Source organism: Enterococcus sp. AZ079 (genome assembly GCF_050547255.1).
Lineage (GTDB): Bacteria > Bacillota > Bacilli > Lactobacillales > Enterococcaceae > Enterococcus_D > Enterococcus_D casseliflavus.
Genome location: NZ_CP172955.1, coordinates 2,225,483 through 2,246,700, shown reverse-complemented (window position 1 = coordinate 2,246,700; position 21,218 = coordinate 2,225,483). Strand labels below are relative to the sequence as shown.

Sequence of the window (21,218 nt, the reverse complement as noted above, 5' to 3'; positions counted from 1 at the left end):
TACGATTTCGTTACCCTCAGTATAGAGAAAATCAGCTTCGGCGTCCTCCAACTTTGGGCGGATTTTTTTTGCTTGCTGAAAGTTTTCTTAAACTGCTGAAAAAAGCGAAGAGGATTCGTTTCTTAAACCGTCAAAATATGCTAGAGTATAGAAGGACTAAGGAGGAGATTTCATGATTTTTGATTCTCATACACATTTGAATGCAGAACAGTTTAACGAAGACATTCCCGAAACGGTCGCCCGTGCGCAAGAACTAGGAGTAACGGAGATGGCGGTCGTCGGTTTCGATCAGCCAACGATTGAAAAATCGTTAGCATTAAGCAAAGAATATCCTGGTATTTACAGTATTATCGGTTGGCATCCAACCGAAGCTGGTTCTTATACCCCACAAGTGGAAACCTATTTGCAAGAGCGCTTGGAACGACCAAAAGTCGTTGCCCTAGGTGAAATTGGTTTAGACTATCACTGGATGGAAGATCCGAAGGAAGTTCAAGAAAAGGTCTTTCGTCGGCAAATGGCGATCGCCCGTGAACATCAACTGCCTATCAGTATTCATACCCGTGAAGCCTTAGAAGATACCTATGCGATTTTAAAGGATGAAAAAGTCCAAACGATCGGCGGCATCATGCACAGCTTTAGTGGGGACGGCGAATGGGCGAAAAAGTTCTTGGACCTAGGAATGTATATTTCCTTTAGTGGTGTCGTGACCTTCAAAAAGGCGACGGAGGTACAAGAAGCTGCGCAAGTCGTGCCACAAGATCGGCTACTTGTTGAGACTGACGCGCCGTATTTAGCCCCTGTTCCTTATCGCGGCAAGCGCAATGAACCGGGCTATACTCACTATGTAGTGAATAAAATCGCGGAGCTGCGGCAAGAAGCGGTTGCTGATGTTGCGGCCTACACGAAAAAAAATGCCCATCGCTTGTTTAGGATCAATGACTGATAAACCGAAAATCGAAGAAATCATTGTCGTCGAAGGCAAAGACGACACCCGCCGATTGCAAGAAGTGTTCGATGTAGATACCATCGAGACGATCGGTTCGGCGATCGATGACACGATCCTTGATCAAATCGAGCACGCCCAAGAGACACGAGGGGTCATCGTGTTTACCGATCCCGATTTTTCGGGAGAAAAGATCCGCAAAATCATTATGGAAGTCGTTCCTGATGCCAAGCATGCCTTTTTACCGCGCAGTCAGGCAGCACCGAAAAGCAAGGGCAGTTTAGGCGTGGAACACGCCAGCCATGAAGCGTTGAAAGAAGCCTTGCGAAAAGTCGTAACCCCGATTGCTTCAAATGAAGTCAGTGAAGGGACCATTGATCGGCAACAGTTGTTAGCGTATGGCTTGATCGCAGGGGCTGGAGCGAAAGAGAAACGAGAGCGGCTAGGAGATCTTTTACGCATCGGCTATACGAACGGCAAACAATTAGAGAAGCGGCTGGCAATGTTTCGTATCACCGACGCAGAGTTGGCAGAAGCAATGAAAACAGTGGAGGAAGAATTGTGAAGGAAGAACGGGATATAGCAACCCCCTCAAGAACCAAAGAGATTTTAGCGAAACATGGCTTTACCTTTAAAAAAAGTTTAGGACAAAACTTCTTAACAGAACCGAATATTTTACGGAAAATCGTAGAAACTGCAGGCATTGACGAGACGACAAACGTCATCGAGGTTGGTCCTGGAATTGGTGCGCTGACCGAACAGTTGGCAAAACACGCCAAGCAAGTGTTGGCGTTTGAAATCGATGATCGGTTGATCCCTGTATTAGCTGATACGATGCAGTCTTACGCAAACGTAAAGATCATTCATCAAGATGTCTTGCAAGCAGACCTATCAACGACCATTCGGTCAGAATTCAGCGATACGGCTGCTTCATTAAAAGTTGTCGCAAATTTGCCCTACTACATCACTACGCCAATTATGATGCACTTTTTAGAGTCTCAGGTAAAAGTAGATGAAATGGTCGTTATGATGCAAAAAGAAGTGGCTGATCGAATCTCAGCAGTTCCTGGGACTAAAGCCTATGGCTCGTTGTCGATCGCTGTGCAATACTACATGGAAGCAAAGCTGGCATTCATCGTCCCGAAAACCGTTTTTGTGCCCCAACCGAATGTTGATTCGGCTATTTTGAAATTGACGCGTCGATCACAACCAGCAGTCGCAGTCACCGATGAAAAAGAGTTTTTCAAATTAACGAAAGCAGCCTTTCAGCTGCGTCGTAAAACCCTTTGGAACAATTTGCAAAATAGCTATGGAAAAGATGAAACAACCAAACAGTGGTTGGCAGACAGCTTAGAAGCAAGTGGGATCGATCCGAAACGACGTGGAGAAACGCTGTCGTTAGCGGAATTTGCCAAATTAAGCAATGAAATGCAAGCGCGTAAAGGATAACTTCAATAAAAACGGATGTTGAATAAACATTCGTTTTTTTGTGTCTTGACACCTCGTGGAAATACCAGTAGAATAAGCAAGACAGAACTGTCATGACACATTGAAGGAGAGAGTATAAATGAAAAATCATTCCATCCGCCATTTAACGATCGCTGCATTGTTAATCGGCATGGGGATCGTCATTCCCATGGTAATGCCCAAAATCGTCATCGGACCTGCATCTTTTACCTTAGCTAGCCATGTGCCCGTCTTTGTGGCGATGTTCTTTTCACCAGCGATGGCGATCGCGGTAGCTTTAGGAACGACCTTTGGCTTTTTCTTAACACTGCCACCAATCATTGCTTTACGGGCATTGTCCCATGTTGTTTTTGCCGTCATCGGTGCCTTTTATTTACAGAAGCACCCAGATATTTTACTGAAAAATGGCAAACCCTCTTTATTGAATATCAAATTTCAGAGCTTTAACTTGATTATCGGACTGATCCATTCTGCCGTAGAAATGGCAGTCGTTGCCGCCTTTTACTTCACAGGAAATGTACCAGGGACCGCATTCGATGGTAATTTCTACTATTTCTTGTTCGTTTTGATGGGGATCGGCGGTTTGATCCATAGCTTGATCGATTTCAATTTGGCTTATTTTGTTGCAGGTGCCTTAAGCAAACAATTTGATATTCGTTCGTTTTCGAAAGCAAAAGGACGCTTTATTCAGAAACAGAAGGAAGCGGCATAAGCGCCAGTTTGAATAGACCCGCTGCCTAAACGGGTCTATTTTTTTGTGTTTAGATTAAGAAAATACTCCTTCCTAAAAAGTTTATTATAGTGAAATAATAAACAGAAATAAGTTATAATATACAAGAGGAGGAAGTAGATGAAGAAGAAAAAGTTAAAACGGTTACTTTTAGGTATGTTCGTCTTGATGCTCTTCTTTCTGCTGATTTTTTATGACAGTAAGAACGGGCAGTCCCCCTTTGAAAAGATAGAGGATGAATTGACACTAGCACTTTCGGATGAAGAACAAACACCAGAGCCTGAATACAGTGAGGTTATTCAATTAGATGTTCCGTTAGAAAATCAATTCGATGAAGTTGCGTTAGGGAATGGCTGTGAAGTAACAGCTTTATCGATGCTCTTGAATTTTTACGGATTTGATACCAATAAAAATCAATTGGCAGAAGAATTAGCCTATGTCCCGCTTTATGAAGATTACGATCACCATGGAGATCCACGAGAAGGTTTTGTTGGAAACATTTATGGCGGCGATAGCGCGATGGGTGTTGACGTTGAGCCGATCACCGATGTTGCCGAAAGAATTGTGAAAGAGCAATATGAAGTCGTTAGTGGACGAGACAAAAGCTTTGATGAGATCGTCAAAGTATTGCAATCTGGGAAACCAGTTTGGATGATTGCTACGTTAGAATTACAAGTACCTGCTGATACGGATTTCTTTGAATGGGAGACCAAAAGTGGGCAAATCCTTGTGACGGCATTGATCCATTCGGTGGTGATCACCGGCATTGATGGTGATATGATGTATGTCAACGACCCTTATGGATATAAGGATCGTGAAGTCAGCAAAGAAGACTTAGCAACGATTTATGAAAAAATGGGGCAACAATATTTATATTTAGAAGAACTATAAGAAAAAAATAAACTTGCCGTTGACAGTAAATGAAAAAACAATTATAATTTTTTAAAATTAAACAAAGATTTCGATAACGTTGAAGAGAAGAGTAGCAGATCAACAAAGGTACAGAGACTCCGGTTGGTGAAAAAGGAGACATGCGGTGATCAGTGAAGATGAGCTCTGAGTTTTTTTGTTGGTTCACGCCAGCAAAACGGCATGCGCCCGTTACAGCGCCAAGTATCATAGTGTACTGTTGAGGTGTTATTTGTGAGAATAGCACGAATTAGGGTGGTAACGCGCATCAAGTCGTCCCTTTTATCCGTAAGGATAAAAGGGCGGCTTTTTTTGTTTTTCTCAGCCGAAACTGTTCGCCTTCTTTTCAACAAGAAATTTATCTGTAAGGAGTTGAAGCAATGCCGATCATTATTCCCAAAGAACTACCCGCTGCAGCGGTTCTCCAAAAAGAAAATGTCTTTGCCTTACTGCAGCATAAAGCGGCGAAACAAGAGATTCGTCCCTTGAAGATCGCGATTGTCAATTTAATGCCGAAAAAGATCGCCACAGAAAATCAATTGCTGCGCCTGCTTTCTCAAAGTCCGCTGCAAATTGAAGTAACTTTACTGAAAATGAAGTACCACGAAAGTAAAAACACGTCTGTCGATCACATGGAAAAGTTCTATCAAGAATTCTCAGTGATCCAGTCCCAACGATTCGACGGCTTGATCATCACTGGTGCCCCTGTTGAAAAAATGGCCTTTGAAGCCATTGATTATTGGCAAGAACTGCAAGAGATCATGGATTGGAGCCAGACGAATTGCACTTCAGTCCTGCATATTTGTTGGGGTGCACAAGCAGGTCTTTATTACCATTATGGTATCGACAAAGTGTTGTACCCAAGCAAGTTGTTCGGTGTCTTCGAACAAGCAGTCACGCATTTTCATCCGCTCGTTCGCGGTTTTGACGACGTTTTTTATACGCCTCATTCGCGCTATACTGGCATCGATGAGGGCCAGCTCGCCCAAGCGCCTTTAGAAATCTTGGCAGCGGGTGTTGAAACAGGGCCTTCCATCTTCGTATCAGAAGATCATAAAAATGCCTTCTTGCTAGGGCATTTTGAATACCACACAACTACCTTGAATGAAGAGTACTTGCGAGACATGGAACGGGGCTTAGCTACCGCATTGCCCAAAAATTACTTTGCCTATGACCGTTTAGGCGGAAAAATTACCAACCGTTGGCGGGGACATGCCTCTTTGTTTTTCAGCAATTGGATCAATGAAACCTACTTGCGAACGCCGTATGACCTGTCCGTCACGCCGACGAAAGAAGGTTACCGAATTGGCAGTGAGCCAGAAGGTCGGGTGAGTATCAATGACGATTGAGCATTTTCTCTCCCACTATGCTAGACAGCGAAAAGGCACTGATTCTTTAAAATGGGATCTTGTGGATCAACGGTTCCAAGGAGAAAAGCTTTTGCCTTTATGGGTAGCTGATATGGATTTTGCTGCGCCAAAGGCAGTGGAAGAAGCCTTGCAGCAACTGGTTGCTCAAGGAACCTTTGGCTATGCGATTCCCCCCTCAGGCTATTTTTTAGCCTATCAAGCTTGGCAAGATCGCCACTGGGGGACGAAATTCGAGGAAAAATGGCTCTCGTTTTCCACAGGGGTCGTCCAATCTTTGGTTGATTTGCTTCATTGTTTCACAGAACCAGACGATGGCATCTTGATCCAGCCGCCCGTCTATTATCCCTTTTTTGACAGCATCAAAGAGACGAAAAGGCGCTTGATAGAAGCACCCTTGCAAAAGGTAGGGAATTTTTATCAAATCGATTTTGCTACTTTTGAAGCCAAAATCATTGAAGAAAAAGTGAAACTATTTATTCTCTGCTCCCCCCACAATCCAGTAGGGCGGGTCTGGCAAGAGAAAGAACTGCATCAATTATTGGCCATTTGCCAAAAACATGAGGTTGTCGTGATCGCCGACGAGATCCATCGTGAGCTGATACTCGGTGAGCAGCAATTTGTTTCAGCCGTGACAGTGGCACAGGGGGTCGGCTTTGAGAAGCTGATCGTTCTGGATTCGCCCTCAAAAACTTTCAACTTAGCAGGATTATTGCTCTCTCATGTTTGGATTCCTGATTTAGAGATGCGCAGAGCCTATGAGGAGTGGTGCCGACAATACAAGCAGACGGAAGTCAATCGTTTGGGATTGGTGGCTGCGAAAGCCGCGTATGAATCGGGGGATCAATGGCTAGCGGACCTGCTTTTGGTGATTGCTGCCAATGAACAAATGGTCCGCCAGCAACTGCAAGAAGCATTTCCCAAAATTGAGCTCCTGCCATTAGAAGGAACCTATCTTCTCTGGGTCGATCTGCGGCAAGTCATTGCCAAAGAACGAACCAAGCACGTGATCCAAGATACTGCCGGTCTGGCAGTCGACTATGGGGAATGGTTTTCTCAAGACGGTCAGGGCTTGATTCGTCTGAATCTTGCGACAACACCGACGATCATTCAAGAAGCCCTTGATCGCATGATCGAGGCAATCAAAAAGGAGGAACGACATGACGATTGATACAGCAACTTTTCTGGCACAATTAGGCAATCATTCGGATCAGCAAACTGGGGCGATCAGCCCACCGATCTATCTTTCCACGACCTTTGCTCATCCCGAGTTAGGGCAAAGTACAGGCTATGATTATACCCGTACCAAAAACCCGACCCGTGATATCTTAGAAGCAGGTCTTGCTGAATTAGAAAAAGGAGCTCGGGCAGTAGTGACCAGCTCTGGCATGAGTGCGATCGCTTTGATTTTTGACTTATTTACCAGCGGGAGTCGCTTTTTGGTTTCTCGTGATTTGTATGGCGGTAGCTTTCGCTATTTTGCGGAATTGGAAAAAATCCAACGGGCATTCTTCGATACCTTCAGCACTGTAACAGAATTAAGTGAAAAACTAACTGACGAGGTAACGGCTGTCTTTTTAGAGACCCCAACGAATCCTTTGATGACCGTGACGGATATTGCTGAAACCGCCAAACTTGCTCACGACCATGGGGCGCTACTGATCGTAGATAATACCTTTTTGACGCCGTTACGGCAGTTGCCCTTAGAAGAAGGCGCGGATCTAGTGATCCATTCAGGCACCAAGTTCTTATCAGGTCACAATGATATTTTGGCTGGCGTCGTCATCGCCAAAGATGCGCAAGTAGGGGAGCGCTTGAATTATTTAGCCAATACTTCGGGCCCGACCTTGAGCAGCTTTGATACATGGTTATTTATCCGAAGCTTAAAGACACTGCCGTTGCGCTTTGAACGACAGGAAGCCAACGCCAAGGAAGTCGGCCGCTTTTTACGAGCCCATCCGGCGGTCAAAGAGGTGCTGTACCCAAATGCAGGGGCGATGATCAGTATTCGGGTGCTTGATGAAACCAAAATCAGCAGTTTTTTAGCGGCATTAAAGGTCTTTACCTTCGCGGAAAGCCTGGGTGGTGTGGAAAGTCTCATCACGTATCCAACGACACAGACCCACGCAGATATTCCTCAAGAGGTACGAGAATCTTATGGATTGACGCCGGATCTTTTACGGATCTCCATTGGGATCGAAAGTAGTAAAGATTTGATCGATGACTTAGAAAATGCACTGAAGATATTCAAATAACCCGACCACAGATCAGCTAGTGAAAAACTTACTTTTGTAGAGTAATTTTATTGACAGTTTTAGTTGTATAGGATAAAGTTACACTACATATGAATAGTGAGTCCGATGTTTTCGGTTGACGGCAACAGGGATTAACCATTTCTCCTTTGAAAAAGTAGGTTGTTTTGAGAAACAGAGGGGAAATTGGTCTAGTTGGGCCATTCGACAAGGAAATAGGACGATTGATCTGAGGAGGGAACAAAAGGGAAAAAAGGGATGAAAAGAAATGTAGTAAATGTGTTGACGACAGGAGTGATTGGGCTGTTTGCCTTGTTTAGCTTGGCTGCCTGTGGCACCAACCAAGCGGATGAAGAAACGACCGTCGTCAAATTAGGTGTCGTTGGCGAACAAAATGAAGCTTGGGAACATGTGCAGGAAGAATTGAAGGAAAACGAAAATATCGACTTGCAACTGGTGAAGTTCACCGATTATCGCCAACCAATCGTCGCACTAGAGGATGGGTCAATCGATCTTCACGCAGCATTGACGGAAATTTTTATGGATAATGTCAACGAAGAAAGTGGTTATTCCAACACGACGATTGCGTATACGACATTAAACCCACTTGGTATTTATTCCGATAAAATCACTGATGTCAGCGAATTGGCAGATGGTGCTACGGTGGCTTTACCCAATGATGTGTCAAATGAAAGCCGCGCACTATTACTCTTACAAACGGCCGGTTTGATCACTTTGGATGAATCAAAAGGGTTACTGCCAACAACGAGTGATGTCACTGAGAATCCCAAAGCCTTGAAATTTGAGCTGCTTGATTCCAATCAAACGGCTCGGGCAATGACCGATGTCGACATCTCTTTGATCAACAACGGCATGGCAGTCGATGCTGGCTTGGTTCCTACAGAAGATGCGATTTTCTTAGAACCTGTGGCTGACTCCTCCACGCCCTATTATAATGTCATTGCTGCGCGAGCAGACGAAGCAGAAAATGATGTGTACCAAACGGTCGTAGCGTATTACCAGACCGATGAAGTAAAAGCAATTATTGACGAAGTTACCAAGAAATCAAGTATCCCTGTTTGGGAATAAAAAGCAAAAAATCTACTATAATTATATAGGAACAGGAAGTAGGATGGAAAAATGATCAATTGGAAAAAAGGTTTAGCAAGTGTTGCCGTCGTCGGACTAGGATTCGTTCTAGCAGCCTGCGGTGGATCAAATACAGAGGAAACGGCAACCAGTAGTGCAGCTGGTACTGGCGATGATGCAACATTCACTTATGCCATCAGCGGGGACCCATCGTCCACCAACCCGATCAACACCAGTGATCGCTGGGGCTTGACAGTGACAAACATGATCTATTCTCCACTCGTTACAGTGGAAGCAGATGGAACGACGAAAAATGCGTTAGCGGAATCAGTGGAACCGGCGGAAGACGGCCTTTCATTGACCGTGCATTTGAAACAAGATGTCAAATGGTCAGATGGCGAAGATTTTACTGCCGATGATGTTGTTTTCACGTATGAACAAAAAGTCAAAAAAGAAAATGGCAATGCCGATTCGCTTTGGGTCGACGACCAGCCGATCGCGATCGAAAAAGTGGATGAATACACCGTGAAATTTGTGTTGCCAACACCGAGTGCAGCAGCAATCAGCAATATCGCAACCGAAACATACATCATTCCAGAGCACATCTTTAAAGATGTTAGCGACTTTTCGGTCAGTGAACTGCCTGAAAAACCAGTTGGTACGGGTCCATATCAATTGAAAGAATACAAACGTGGTGAGTACTTTACTTTTGAAGCCAATGAAAACTATTATGGCGGCAAGCCTTCGATTCAAAACGTGACCTTGCGGATCATTGAAAGTACTGATACGGCCAAAGTTGCTTTGCAAAAAGGGGAAGTTGACGCAGCCGTTGTTTTGCCTTCAGATATTGAAGACTTAGATGATACGCAAATTTCTGTTTATCCCTATACAGAAAACCGCATCGGATACTTAGGCTTAAATACTCATTCAGATGCATTACAAGATGTGAAGGTTCGTCAAGCAGTCTTGTATGCTTTGAACAAAGATGAATTAAATCAAGCAGCGTATTTAGATGAAGACTATTATGCAACACCGTATTCATTCTTACCACCGAACAATCCATACGTTACCGAAGATGTCGAGAAATATGAAACAAATGCTGAAAAAGCAAAAGAGCTTTTACAAGAAGCAGGTGTCACTGATTTGTCATTGAACTTGGCCTTCAACTCAACTGACCCAGCTCAAACGATCCAAGCTACGTTGATCCAACAACAATTGCAACAAGCAGGCATTACAGTTACCCTTGAAGGGGGCGATGGTACTGCGATCTTCACTGAGTTGAAAAAACCTGATTCAACGAAATACAACCTGTTCCTTGGCGGGTATATCATGGGGAATGACCCTGACTTATACGGCAGTTTATTCGAAACTGGCGGCAGTGCCAACTACTTCCAAAGCAATAGCGAAACCATTGACAATTTGTTTGCGCAAGCAGCAGTTGAATTGGACACAGACAAGCGTGAAGCATTGTACGATGATCTGCAAAAAGCCATTGCTGACGAAGCGATCATTTACCCAATCGTTGACAACAAGAAAATCTTAGCGGTCAATAACCGAATTGGTAATGTAGAAGATGCAGGCTTGATCCCAATCTATACATTCGAAGATATGTCTAAATTGACAATCAAGTAAATCCATTGGCTGTGATAAAGAGGAATCTTTTTTATCACAGCTTTTTTCTATGAAAAAGAAAGAAGGTCAATTATGTTTCGATATATTGCAAAACGAGTATTGCAAGCAATCCCTTTGCTATTTGTGATCTCTTTTATCGTATTTTCACTAATACATATCGCCCCGTATGATGTGATCGATTCCATCACGACACCGAATATGTCACAAGAGCAAATCGATCTGTTGCGGCAGCGCTATGGCTTGGATCAACCCTTTTTGGTTCAATATTTTCTTTGGATCAGAAATGTTCTTACTGGTAATCTTGGCTTTTCGTTGGTTTCTCAAAGCAGCATTTCACAAGAACTTGCGACTCGGATCCCGAATACGATGCGGCTAGTGATCCCTGCATATTTGACCGCTTTATTGCTGGCGATCATTTTGGGTCTGTTAGCGGCTGCCAACAAAGGAAAGATTTGGGATCGGATCATTGACGCTGTGGCATCTCTAGGGATCGCCGTGCCGACCTTCTGGTTTGCGATGATCTTGATTTATGTATTTGGTTACTTATTGAATATGTTCCCAATCATTGGCATGTATACAGTCGGCAAAGAAGGGGATTTTGGCGATTTTCTGCAGCACTTTATTTTGCCTTATATCACATTGACTGTCGCCTTCTTCCCAGATTTGACAAGGTATATTCGGGCATCAGCGACTCAGCAAGTATCAGAAGACTACGTGATGGTGCAACGGGCATTTCATGCCAGCAAATGGCAGATTTTCAGCCGTCATATTAGTCGAAATATTTTGATTCCCGTTGTCACCCAAATTGGCTTGGCGTTACCGATGTTAGTTACCGGTGCGATCATTACAGAAACGATCTACGGCTGGCCGGGCGTCGGACCTTACTTGATGAGTGCAACGAAAAGCCTCGATTATCCTGTGATCATGGCGATCATGCTGCTGTCAGCAACACTGGTCATCTTAGGGAATTTGTTAGCGGATGTATTATATTCCGTGGTTGATCCACGTATCCGTAAAGGAGGGAGCAAGTAATGAAACGTTTCAAAAAAATCAGTGAAGTCATGCTTGCTTCGCCCATCTATACTTTTTCTGTCGTTTTCTTGACGTTATTGATTATTTTGTCGCTTGTTGCACCTTTGATCCCGATCGATCCCAATGCAACGGATGTCAGCAACATGTCACAGCCACCGAGCTGGGCTCATTTGTTTGGGACTGATGAAGTGGGGCGGGATTACTTTATTCGGGTCGTCTACGGCGGTCGGGTGTCCTTGTTTGTAGGTGTGTTGGCAATGATCACTGCGACGTTTATCGGGACCCTTGTCGGTCTTGTTTCTGGCTACTTTGGCGGATGGATCGATAACTTGCTGATGCGGCTCGTCGATGTGTTGTCATCGATTCCTTGGCTGGTGTTAGTAATCGTTTTGAGCGTCTTTTTACGTCCTGGACTAACCACGATCATTATTGTGATCGGCGGCTTCTCCTGGATGAACATCGCTCGTTTGATTCGTGGTGAAACGTTAGCAGCGAAAGAACGGGAGTATGTTGCTTACGGGAAATTTATCGGCCGTTCTTCATTCAGTATTATCGTGAAGCATGTTTTCCCAGCAGTACTTCCTACCTTGATCGTTGCGGCATCTGCAAGTATTTCAGGAGCGATCATGACCGAATCGGCTTTGAGTTTTCTAGGCTTAGGAATACAGCAACCGATGGCTTCGTGGGGCAGTCTGTTGCAAAATGCGCAAAACAGCTTGCAGCGGGCACCATACATGGCGATCCTTCCAGGGCTCTTTGTTATTTTCACCATCTATTCCTTCAACAACATCGGCGACATGATCAAACATGTCTTACAAAGGGAGGTGTGACCGATGAAGACAGAATTATTAGCGATCGAAGCGTTGAATGTGACGTTTCACAGCAAAACCGGTCCGAAACCGTTAGTCAAAAAGCTGGATTTAGTGATTCCAAAAGGCAAAGTGGTTGGGATCGTCGGCGAATCTGGTAGTGGCAAAAGTATGACCATGAAAAGTGTCATGGATCTTTTGCCTGATAAGGTGACCGATCACTATGCCAGTTATACATTTGAAGGAGCAGCAGTGACCGATCGTCGAATCTTACCGATCGCCATGATTTTTCAAGACCCGATGACTTCGTTAAATCCTTTGCGCACGATTGGCTATCATTTGATCGAAGTGATTCGCCGCTCACAAAAAGTATCGAAAAAAGCAGCACAAGAAATCGCCGTCAAAGAGTTAGAGAAGGTCGGCATACCTTTTCCAGCACAACGCATGAAACAATATCCCCACGAGTTATCAGGGGGGATGCGTCAGCGGGTGATGATCGCCATGGCTTTATTGGCGCAACCGAAATTGCTGATCGCAGATGAACCGACGACGGCTTTAGATGTGACGATCCAAGCACAGATTTTGGCATTGATCAAAAACCTGCAAAGAGAGAACCAGCTTTCCGTCGTCCTTGTGACCCATGACTTTGGGGTCGTTGCAGGAATGTGCGACTTTATTAAAGTGATGTATCAAGGTCGAGTCGTGGAAGAAGGCACCACAGAAGAAATCTTTTATCAACCGGCGCATCCTTATACGAAACAATTATTGCAAGCGGCCCATTTAGGCGACAAGCATGCCGAATTAAAAGTCTTTGACTATCATGAGACTTTGGCAGATGAGTTGCAAGAAACGCAGCTATCTAAGACCCATCGCGTTTGGCGCAATCAGGAGGTGACAGAATAATGGAAGAACTGATTCGCGTAGAACATGCGACGAAAACCTTTCGCAGCAAAAACTGGCGCGGCACTGTCAGTGAAGTCCGAGCGGTCGAAGATGTCAGCCTAACGATCCATCGGGGCGAGACATTGGGGCTAGTAGGGGAATCAGGGAGTGGGAAAACCACTTTAGGACGCAGCATTTTAAATTTAGAGACCTTAACAAGCGGGGAGATTTTCTTTGAAGGCAAAGAGCTAACAGCATTGACGGCAGAAGATCGCAAAGCAGCGTATCAGCAAATGCAGATCATTTTCCAAGATCCGTATTCATCATTGAATCCCCGCATGACGGCACTTGAACTGGTGATGGAGCCGTTGTATCATGAAACGAAAGATGCTGCCCGAGCGAAAGCCAAAGAAATCTTAGCGATCGTCGGGATCACGGGTGATGATGTCCATAAACTGCCCCGCAGTTTCAGCGGCGGACAACGGCAACGGATCGGCATCGCTCGTGCGGTGGTCAATCGCCCGGCGTTCGTCTTGTGTGATGAACCGACTTCGGCATTAGATGTCTCCATTCAGGCTCAGATCATCCAATTGCTGCTGCGTCTGCAAAAAGAATTTTCATTGTCCTATTTGTTCATTTCCCATGACTTGTCCGTGATTCGTCATATCAGTGACCGAACAGCCGTCATGTATCAAGGGAAACTAGTTGAATTGGCACCCACCGACCGTTTGTTTGACAATCCGCTGCATCCTTACACGAAGAAATTATTAGCAGCAGCGCCGATCGCTGATCCTGTGTTAGCAAGAGGTGCGATGGAACAAACGGAGATTCAAAGCACGATTACTTTGACACCATTGTATGAATGGGTCGAAGTTGAACCAGATCATTTTGTGAGGAGAGAAAAACGATGACAGTAGAAACATTGACGATCCAGCAAGGAAGCGACAAATTTGAAATGACGACCCCAACTGGCAATTGGGTATTAGCACGGGAAAAAGGCTATTCGCCAGTCCAAATGCTGGTGAGTGCGGTCGCTGCTTGCGGCGGCTATGTATACGCATCCGTCCTAGAGAATTCAAAAATCACAGCAGAAATCGAAAAGATCGAAGTCAGCTATGACCGGGACGACAACAAAAAAGCCCAACCAGTCAGTGCCATCCAAATTCAGTTTTATGCGAAAATCGCTGAAGCCGACCATGACAAAGCGACCCGTTGCCTAAAACTCGTTTCACCAAATTGCCCCGTGATCCAATCATTAGATCCAGCGATCGAAGTGACGGAAACGGTGACGTTTATTTAAAAAATAATATCCATTTTTGAAAACCTGCTTCAACAGTTGAAGCAGGTTTTTTTTTATTCTTTAAAGATTTGTGTTCTTAAATATCCTTTGACACACAAAAAATCCAATTTTTTTTGTGTGCAATGAATATATTCTTTCTGATGAAATTATGGAAAAATACTAATCAGAGGTGAGAAAGATGAAGAAAACAATGATCGCAAAAAGTATGTTTGAAGTTGGTGCACTAGCAATTGTTCGCACTGAGAGTTTTGAAAGGGCTTGCGAAATTGCCGAAGCCTGTATTCGTGGCGGAATTCCTGTAATGGAGATGAGCTATACGTTAAATAGCGCTGGAAACATGATAAGGCAGTTACGTGAAAAATACAAAGATAAACTGATCGTTGGCGCTGGGACTGTCCTGGATAGCGAAACAGCTCGTCATGCTATTTTAAACGAGGCACAGTTTATCATAGCGCCAAATTATAGTGAAGAAGTCGCAAAAATATGTAATCGATACCAGATTCCTTATGCTCCTGGCTGTACAAGCTTTACTGAAGCGGTTGAAGCATTGACATTAGGTGCTTCATTTATTAAAGCGTTTCCGATATCCGATTTTTACGGTGAACGTTTACCCAAAGTATTTAAGACGCCTTTACCCGATATGCCTATTCTAGCGAGTGGGGGAATTGATTTGAGCAATTTGCGAGATTGGCTTGCAAACGGTGTCGATGTTTGCGGCTTTGGTTCTCTTTTGACGAAAGGTTCATCTGAGGAAATCGAAACAAATGCCAAAGAGATTTGCAAAATTATTGAAGCAAATAGAAAGATACGAAAAGAGGGATTTAAATGATCGCACTAACAAGAGTAGATTTTCGATTGATTCATGGACAAGTAATTACCCGTTGGCTTAAACAATGTGACATTAATGAAATTGTGACGATTGATACACAGCTTAGTCAAGATACCTTTATGCAAGATGTATTTAAAATGGCTGCACCAAAAGGTGTTAAAATTCGAATTTTGTCTAGCGAACAGGCAGTTCTTGCTTTTCAAAATAAGGAGTTTGATCGTAATCGGATTATGCTTTTATTTAAAAATGTGCAAGAACTTTATAAAACAGTGATGAACGGCTTAGATTTAAAAGAAATTCAAATTGGTGGTTTAGGCGGAGGTCCGGGTAGAAAAGCAGTGAATAATGCCATCACTTTAGATCAGACCGATGCAGACCTACTTTTGGCTTTAGAAAAGAAAGGGATTTCGATTTATTTGCAAACCACACCAGATTATCCATCAGAACCACTAAAAAAAGCAGTCGCAAAATTATGACTTAGGGGGAAATAAAAAATGTTGATACCATCGATTTTAGTAGGTCTTACTTATTGGTTGGCAATGGGAAGAGCACAGTATTATTTTTCATTTGCTTTTAGAAACCCAGTTGTACTCGGAGTAGTGATTGGCTGGATTTTTGGCGATGTTTCAGCTGGATTGCTTTACGGGGCGACGATCCAGCTTCTATACATGGGAGGGATCGAGGCTGGTGGAAACATTCCCAGTGATCGTGCCTTAGCTGCTTGTATTGCTATTCCTGCAGCTCTACAAAATGGGCTAGATCCAAACACAGCGGTTGCATTAGCGGTTCCTTTTGGCGTACTGGGTGTGTTGATAAATAACGTACGTAGAACCATTAATTCCTTTTATAATACCCAAGCGGATAAATTTGTTTCTGAGCATCAATATGAACGGTTATCATTGTTTTCATTCGTCATTCCTTGGTTGACTAATGGTTTACTGTATTTCACTCCCGTATTTGTAGCGACTATGTTTGGAGCAAATGTGGTTCAAGCATTTATTAATATTATTCCCGAATGGTTGATGAATGGACTTTCAAATGCTGGTGGTATGCTACCTGCATTAGGATTTGCGCTAACGCTAGTTGTTATGGGGAAAAAGCAATATTTACCATTTTTTGTCATTGGTTTCTTTGCTTATTCCGTTTTGGGCTTTTCTATGCTGACGGGTGCCGTTTTTGCTGTATGTATCGCAATGATTTCTTCGTTATATAAACAAAGTTCTGATGAGGAGGAATACGCATGAATCAAGATGTAGTCATTGAAAAGAAAATTACCCGCATGGATCTGCTTAAGGCATGGTGGAAATGGTGCTTAGCAGTAGAAGTACCTGTTAGTTTTGATAGGATGCAAGCATTAGCATTCAGTTATTCTCTAAATAAGATTCTAAGAAAGCTATATGCAAATGATCCAGATGAATTGCAAGCTGCCATGCAACGCCATGTTCAAATGTTTAATACGAATTGTGACTGGGGAAGTATAATTCATGGAATTGTTATCTCTCTTGAAGAGCAAAGGGCAAATGGAAATGAAGAAATAACACCGGAAATCATCGAGTCTTTAAAAATTGGATTGATGGGACCTTTGGCTGGTATTGGGGATAGTGTGGATCAAGGGATTGTAGCAACCATCCCATTAGCTATTTTTGTTCCGATGGCTCTTAATGGTTCAGTTATTGCTGCTTTTATTCCAGGATTGATTTATCTTGCCTGGTCGTTTGGCTGGTCTTGGCTTTTGTTTAACAAAGGATATACATTTGGAAAGAATTCCGTGTTGAATATTTTAAACTCTGGAATGATCAAAAAGGTGATCGATATAGCAAGTATTGTTGGGCTCTTTATGATTGGTTGTCTTTCGGCAGCCTATGTCAATTTCTCCACAGCGTTGGAATTTGTCAGCGACACAGAGACGGTTAAAGTACAAGAGCTATTAAATGATATTTTGCCAAATATGTTGCCGTTTTTCTTAGTAATGGCTATGTACTTTTATATTATTAAACGCGGCCCAAAATATTTGCAGATCATTCTGGTAACAATGGTATTTGCTATTTTACTGACATTTTTGGGAATTATATAAAGGAGAATCAAGATGAAGCTAGTCATAACGCCTAGAGGCTTTTCGTCCTATGGTTTAGAAGAAATAGTAGTTTTAGAAAAAGCTGGTTTTACCGTGGATTACAATGATACTGGAAGAGCGTATTCCAAAGAAGAACTTCTAAAAAAATCCCAAGACGCTGATGCGTTAATTGTGGGAGTGGACGACATCGATCGTTCATTTTTAGAAGCTTGTCCCAGACTAAAAATTATATGCAAATTTGGTGTAGGTATTGATAATATCGATACTGATTTTTGCAAGGAGAAAGGAATCGTCGTAGAAAGAACTTTGGGAACAAATACGAATGCAGTCGCTGAACATGTTGCTGCATTGATGTTTTTGGATGCGAAAAATCTCTATAGAAATATCACAGAAGTCAAGGACGGTTTTTGGAACAAGCCGACAGGATATGAAATTTCAGGCAAAGTTTTAGGAATTGTTGGTTATGGAGCGATCGGGAAAAGATTAGCTGAAATTGCCTTGAGTTTAGGAATGAAGGTCCTCGTTCAAGATATTCTTCCAATCAAAGAAAATGAATTAAAAAAATCAGCGGTTAATGAGGCTTCATTTGAAGAAATACTTTTACATGCGGACTATCTGTCTTTACATCTTCCTCTCGTAGACGAAACTAAAAACATGTTCTCACAGACGGCATTTGAAAAAATGAAGAAAAGTGCTTGCTTAATAAATACGGCTCGGGGAGGAATTGTTGATGAAGAAGCCTTGTATGAAGCCTTGACACAGGGTAAAATTCGCAGAGCTTGCTTTGATGTTTTTTCAAAGGAGCCCCCGCAATGTGGAGATAAATTAATAACACTTGATAATTTTTATCTTACTTCTCATATAGGAGCACGAACAGAAGAGGCAGAAAAACGAACCTGTAATTTATCGGCAGAAAAGATTATTAATCATTTCCAGTAATATATGAAAGAGGAGAAAGAAATGAACATAATTATTGCAACACATGGAAAATTTGGTGAAGAATTAAAAAATTCGGCAGAAATGATTTTAGGTAATCTTGAAAATGTTTATTCAATTTCACTTCTTCCACAACAATCATTTGAAGACTTTATGAATCAAGCTGATTCTTTGTTAAGAAAAATGTCTGGAACCACAATTGCTCTAGTGGATTTGTTTGGTGGCACCCCATCAAATGTGTTGACTGTTTTAACCAGAAAATATGGACACCATGTAATAGCAGGACTTAGTATGCCGTTATTCATTGAAGTGTATATGAGTAAGGATCAGCAGTCAGACACTGAAATCATGCAGCAATTTATTGCATCGGCACAGCAAGCCATTGTCTATACAAATCAAGTAGTTGAGGAGGACTAACACTATGTTCGAGGGCATCATCACTCCAATTTTAACCCCTTTTTACAGAAATTCTGAACAAGCGATTAACTATTCGGCAGCAGAAGAACTAATAGAGCATCTTATAAGTTGTGGTGTTCAAGGGATTTTTCCCTTAGGAAGCAATGGTGAATTTCATCTACTATCTAGGGAAGAAAAAAAAGCATTTCTAAAATTTGTTGTAGAAGTAACCGATCATCGCGTTCCTGTATTTGCTGGAACTGGATCATGCGCAACAAAAGAAGCAGTCTGGCTGTCCCGAGAAGCCGAAGCTTTAGGAGTCGATGCATTATCTATTGTTACTCCTTATTTCATTACACCGAGTCAACAAGAGTTACTGGGTTATTTTAAAGAGATTGCCCAATCGGTTCGAATACCTATCGTTCTTTATAACATTCCCAAGAATACAGGCTGCAATATTTCTCCCTCCTTGCTCGAAGAGTTGAAAGCTGTCGGGAATATTCAAGCAATCAAAGACAGTAGTGGGGACTTAGAAACATTAAAGTCATTTCTGTCAGTAGGTAAAGAAACTGGTATCGATGTTCTAGTGGGATCAGATTCGAGAATTAGTGATGGGTATCAATTAGGCGCATCAGGAGCTATTGCAGGAACGAGTAATCTTCTAACAAAAAGCCTTGTTCAGTTAGATAAATCTTTAAGAGAAGGCAATGAGACAAAAGTCCGAAACTATCAAAATCATATAGAGTCACTAAGAAGTATTTTGCCTCTTGGAAGTGTTCCTTCGGTATTGAAGTATGCCGTAGAACAAGCAGGCATTGCACAAGTAGGCCCAGCAAGAAAACCTGTAAATGAACTAAGCGCAGATGATCAGAACAAAGTCCAGACGTTGATTGAGGAATTTCGCAATCAAAATATTTTATAGTATTAGCAAGACACTGTTGCAAAAATGGTAGAATGTTTAAAACCTATTATTTCATGAAACAGGGTGACGAGAGTGAAATTAGAACAAATCTTTTATGAGTTTATTTTAGTCGTCAAAGACTACCGCAATTACGTAATCGGCTTGCTAGATGATTCTGGAAGGATCAAATTCAGCAGTGAAAAAAATTTGATTGGAAATATTATTCCTTTGCATAGCGCTGATAAGAGAAATCTCTTCTTCAAAGTTCATGTTAAAAAGCAGAATTTTGGTTATCTTTGGGTCTATAGTGAAGACTCCGAAATTGAAATTGTCGGTAGATTACTCGCACAGTCCTTAGCTACTCGAATAGAATATGAACTAGCTGACGAATTTTTACAGATGAATGCTAGTTTAGACGAACAGCTTATCAAATTATTGCTTGATGAAGAGAAGATGGATTTGCAAGCGACAAAAGAATTGATGCAGGAAATGAAAATTGACTGGACGCTTCCACGAGTGGCAGTACTGATATGCAGTAACCGAGGGTTTGAAGCAGAAGAAGTGAAACGTCTGAAATATCGAACAGAGCATAAAGGAACGATTCTAGCGTTATTAGATTCAAAAAGGCTCCTACTTTTCAAAACCTTACCTCAATCAATCAAGATGGGAATGGTAAAAGAAGTAATTACTTCCTTTATTGAGGAATTAAAAGATTGGGGACTCGCAGAGTGCAGGTATTATGTAGGATCTGTTCAAAATAAACTCTCCTATTATAAACAGAGTTATGAGGCTTGCTTGTGGCTAACCCATCAAAAAAGAATAGCGGTCAATCAAACTGTCTTTTTTGAAGACTATCAAGTTGATTTTTTTGTTTCATATTTAATTGAAAGTAAAGTAAATCAAACCTTTAACTATTACTACGAAACTATTTCAACAAGTGAGATTGATGAAATGGTGATGATTGCCGACGGTTTGTTTCAAGCAGACTATAATGTCACACAGGCTGCAGAGAAACTTTTTGTTCATAAGAACACACTCGTTTATAAGCTAAAGAAATACGAGGAACAATTTGGACTTGATATAAGGGGAACGTTCCAAGGGAAAGTTCTTTTTTACATGCTTTCTAAGCTGTTTAAGAATGATCAAAAGCAAGAGCAGGCAGGTGGGCAGCTATGAGCGGGAAAGTAAAGTTAGTTCGTGTCGATAATCGATTGCTTCATGCGACAGTAGCGTTAAATTGGAGCAGGTTTGTCAATGCGAGTCAAATTATTATCGTTGATGAAAAAAGTAAAGGAGATCTATTTTTCGAACAAGTACTTCAGTTATCTTTACCTTCAACAATCAATGTAAAGATACTTTCTGCAGATCAGTTATTAGCCTTTCATCAAGAATTAGAGAAGGATACCGATGGGAGAAAAGTAAACATCATATTGCTTTTCAAAAAAATTTCTGATGTTTATTCCGCTTATCAAAACGGCTATCCGCTTAGAGAAGTACAAGTACCATATCCAGCAAGTAGGTTTTTGATTAAGAAGCTAGATTATTATTATGATGATAAAGATTTGCAGAAAATACGCGAATTACAGAAAAATGGTATTCGTTTTTACTACCAAACAACTCCAATGGACGTAAAGGAGTATAGTATTTTTGAACAAATAAGAATTTAGGGA

At 42.2% G+C, this 21,218-nt stretch carries 24 protein-coding genes; all 24 read left to right on the top strand.

Annotated features, from left to right (window positions below):
• Nucleotides 1–172 precede the first annotated feature (172 nt).
• Entirely contained in the window at nt 173–943 is a 771-nt protein-coding gene (locus IGJ15_RS10740; RefSeq protein WP_194186033.1) for a TatD family hydrolase, read from the top strand.
• Nucleotides 936–1,508 (top strand): ribonuclease M5, encoded by a 573-nt coding sequence (rnmV, locus tag IGJ15_RS10735; protein WP_194186032.1) that lies wholly within the window; start codon nt 936–938, stop codon nt 1,506–1,508. Before IGJ15_RS10740 ends, rnmV begins: the two co-directional genes overlap by 8 nt.
• Entirely contained in the window at nt 1,505–2,392 is an 888-nt protein-coding gene (gene rsmA, locus IGJ15_RS10730; RefSeq protein WP_194186031.1) for a 16S rRNA (adenine(1518)-N(6)/adenine(1519)-N(6))-dimethyltransferase RsmA, read from the top strand. The genes rnmV and rsmA overlap by 4 nt, the downstream gene beginning before the upstream one ends.
• A gap of 118 nt (nt 2,393–2,510) precedes the next feature.
• Nucleotides 2,511–3,122, top strand: a complete 612-nt coding sequence (locus IGJ15_RS10725; RefSeq protein WP_034857664.1) for a hypothetical protein — start codon at nt 2,511–2,513, stop codon at nt 3,120–3,122.
• A gap of 138 nt (nt 3,123–3,260) precedes the next feature.
• On the top strand, nt 3,261–4,031 hold the full coding sequence (locus IGJ15_RS10720; protein WP_194186030.1) for a C39 family peptidase: 771 nt from the start codon (nt 3,261–3,263) through the stop codon (nt 4,029–4,031).
• A 398-nt stretch (nt 4,032–4,429) separates the two neighbouring features.
• Nucleotides 4,430–5,398 carry a homoserine O-succinyltransferase gene (locus IGJ15_RS10715; RefSeq protein ID WP_010747802.1) on the top strand — a complete coding sequence of 323 codons (969 nt, stop codon included), beginning with the start codon at nt 4,430–4,432 and terminating at the stop codon, nt 5,396–5,398.
• On the top strand, nt 5,388–6,587 hold the full coding sequence (locus tag IGJ15_RS10710; protein ID WP_194186029.1) for a MalY/PatB family protein: 1,200 nt from the start codon (nt 5,388–5,390) through the stop codon (nt 6,585–6,587). The genes IGJ15_RS10715 and IGJ15_RS10710 overlap by 11 nt, the downstream gene beginning before the upstream one ends.
• Nucleotides 6,577–7,671, top strand: coding sequence for an aminotransferase class I/II-fold pyridoxal phosphate-dependent enzyme (locus tag IGJ15_RS10705; protein WP_194186028.1), 1,095 nt, complete (start codon nt 6,577–6,579; stop codon nt 7,669–7,671). The genes IGJ15_RS10710 and IGJ15_RS10705 overlap by 11 nt, the downstream gene beginning before the upstream one ends.
• A gap of 255 nt (nt 7,672–7,926) precedes the next feature.
• Nucleotides 7,927–8,757 (top strand): MetQ/NlpA family ABC transporter substrate-binding protein, encoded by an 831-nt coding sequence (locus IGJ15_RS10700; RefSeq protein WP_015509329.1) that lies wholly within the window; start codon nt 7,927–7,929, stop codon nt 8,755–8,757.
• Between the two features lie 51 nt (nt 8,758–8,808).
• The gene (locus IGJ15_RS10695) at nt 8,809–10,389 is read left to right on the top strand and encodes an ABC transporter substrate-binding protein (protein ID WP_121261888.1); all 1,581 of its coding nucleotides are present in this window, start codon (nt 8,809–8,811) and stop codon (nt 10,387–10,389) included.
• A gap of 72 nt (nt 10,390–10,461) precedes the next feature.
• On the top strand, nt 10,462–11,421 hold the full coding sequence (locus IGJ15_RS10690) for an ABC transporter permease (protein WP_002307597.1): 960 nt from the start codon (nt 10,462–10,464) through the stop codon (nt 11,419–11,421).
• On the top strand, nt 11,421–12,251 hold the full coding sequence (locus IGJ15_RS10685) for an ABC transporter permease (RefSeq protein WP_005225544.1): 831 nt from the start codon (nt 11,421–11,423) through the stop codon (nt 12,249–12,251). Before IGJ15_RS10690 ends, IGJ15_RS10685 begins: the two co-directional genes overlap by 1 nt.
• Before the next feature lie 3 nt (nt 12,252–12,254).
• The gene (locus IGJ15_RS10680; protein ID WP_194186027.1) at nt 12,255–13,133 is read left to right on the top strand and encodes an ABC transporter ATP-binding protein; all 879 of its coding nucleotides are present in this window, start codon (nt 12,255–12,257) and stop codon (nt 13,131–13,133) included.
• A complete protein-coding gene (locus IGJ15_RS10675; RefSeq protein WP_002316738.1) occupies nt 13,133–14,023 on the top strand; it encodes an ATP-binding cassette domain-containing protein in 891 nt (296 codons plus the stop codon). Before IGJ15_RS10680 ends, IGJ15_RS10675 begins: the two co-directional genes overlap by 1 nt.
• Nucleotides 14,020–14,412 (top strand): OsmC family protein, encoded by a 393-nt coding sequence (locus tag IGJ15_RS10670; protein ID WP_121261883.1) that lies wholly within the window; start codon nt 14,020–14,022, stop codon nt 14,410–14,412. The genes IGJ15_RS10675 and IGJ15_RS10670 overlap by 4 nt, the downstream gene beginning before the upstream one ends.
• A gap of 178 nt (nt 14,413–14,590) precedes the next feature.
• Entirely contained in the window at nt 14,591–15,241 is a 651-nt protein-coding gene (locus IGJ15_RS10665) for a KDPG and KHG aldolase (RefSeq protein ID WP_016608211.1), read from the top strand.
• Nucleotides 15,238–15,717 (top strand): PTS system mannose/fructose/N-acetylgalactosamine-transporter subunit IIB, encoded by a 480-nt coding sequence (locus IGJ15_RS10660; RefSeq protein ID WP_016608210.1) that lies wholly within the window; start codon nt 15,238–15,240, stop codon nt 15,715–15,717. The genes IGJ15_RS10665 and IGJ15_RS10660 overlap by 4 nt, the downstream gene beginning before the upstream one ends.
• An 18-nt stretch (nt 15,718–15,735) precedes the next feature.
• Nucleotides 15,736–16,485 (top strand): PTS mannose/fructose/sorbose/N-acetylgalactosamine transporter subunit IIC, encoded by a 750-nt coding sequence (locus tag IGJ15_RS10655; protein WP_016608209.1) that lies wholly within the window; start codon nt 15,736–15,738, stop codon nt 16,483–16,485.
• Nucleotides 16,482–17,315, top strand: a complete 834-nt coding sequence (locus IGJ15_RS10650) for a PTS system mannose/fructose/sorbose family transporter subunit IID (RefSeq protein WP_016621554.1) — start codon at nt 16,482–16,484, stop codon at nt 17,313–17,315. Before IGJ15_RS10655 ends, IGJ15_RS10650 begins: the two co-directional genes overlap by 4 nt.
• A 12-nt stretch (nt 17,316–17,327) precedes the next feature.
• Complete coding sequence (locus tag IGJ15_RS10645; protein ID WP_121261879.1) at nt 17,328–18,254, top strand: phosphoglycerate dehydrogenase; 927 nt, start codon at nt 17,328–17,330, stop codon at nt 18,252–18,254.
• A gap of 21 nt (nt 18,255–18,275) precedes the next feature.
• The gene (locus tag IGJ15_RS10640) at nt 18,276–18,668 is read left to right on the top strand and encodes a PTS sugar transporter subunit IIA (protein ID WP_228074079.1); all 393 of its coding nucleotides are present in this window, start codon (nt 18,276–18,278) and stop codon (nt 18,666–18,668) included.
• 4 nt (nt 18,669–18,672) lie between these two features.
• Complete coding sequence (gene dapA, locus IGJ15_RS10635; RefSeq protein WP_121261875.1) at nt 18,673–19,569, top strand: 4-hydroxy-tetrahydrodipicolinate synthase; 897 nt, start codon at nt 18,673–18,675, stop codon at nt 19,567–19,569.
• Between the two features lie 72 nt (nt 19,570–19,641).
• Nucleotides 19,642–20,724: a PucR family transcriptional regulator gene (locus IGJ15_RS10630; RefSeq protein ID WP_016608203.1), complete on the top strand. Its 1,083-nt coding sequence runs from the start codon at nt 19,642–19,644 to the stop codon at nt 20,722–20,724.
• Nucleotides 20,721–21,215 (top strand): PTS sugar transporter subunit IIB, encoded by a 495-nt coding sequence (locus tag IGJ15_RS10625; RefSeq protein ID WP_121261871.1) that lies wholly within the window; start codon nt 20,721–20,723, stop codon nt 21,213–21,215. The genes IGJ15_RS10630 and IGJ15_RS10625 overlap by 4 nt, the downstream gene beginning before the upstream one ends.
• Nucleotides 21,216–21,218 lie beyond the last annotated feature (3 nt).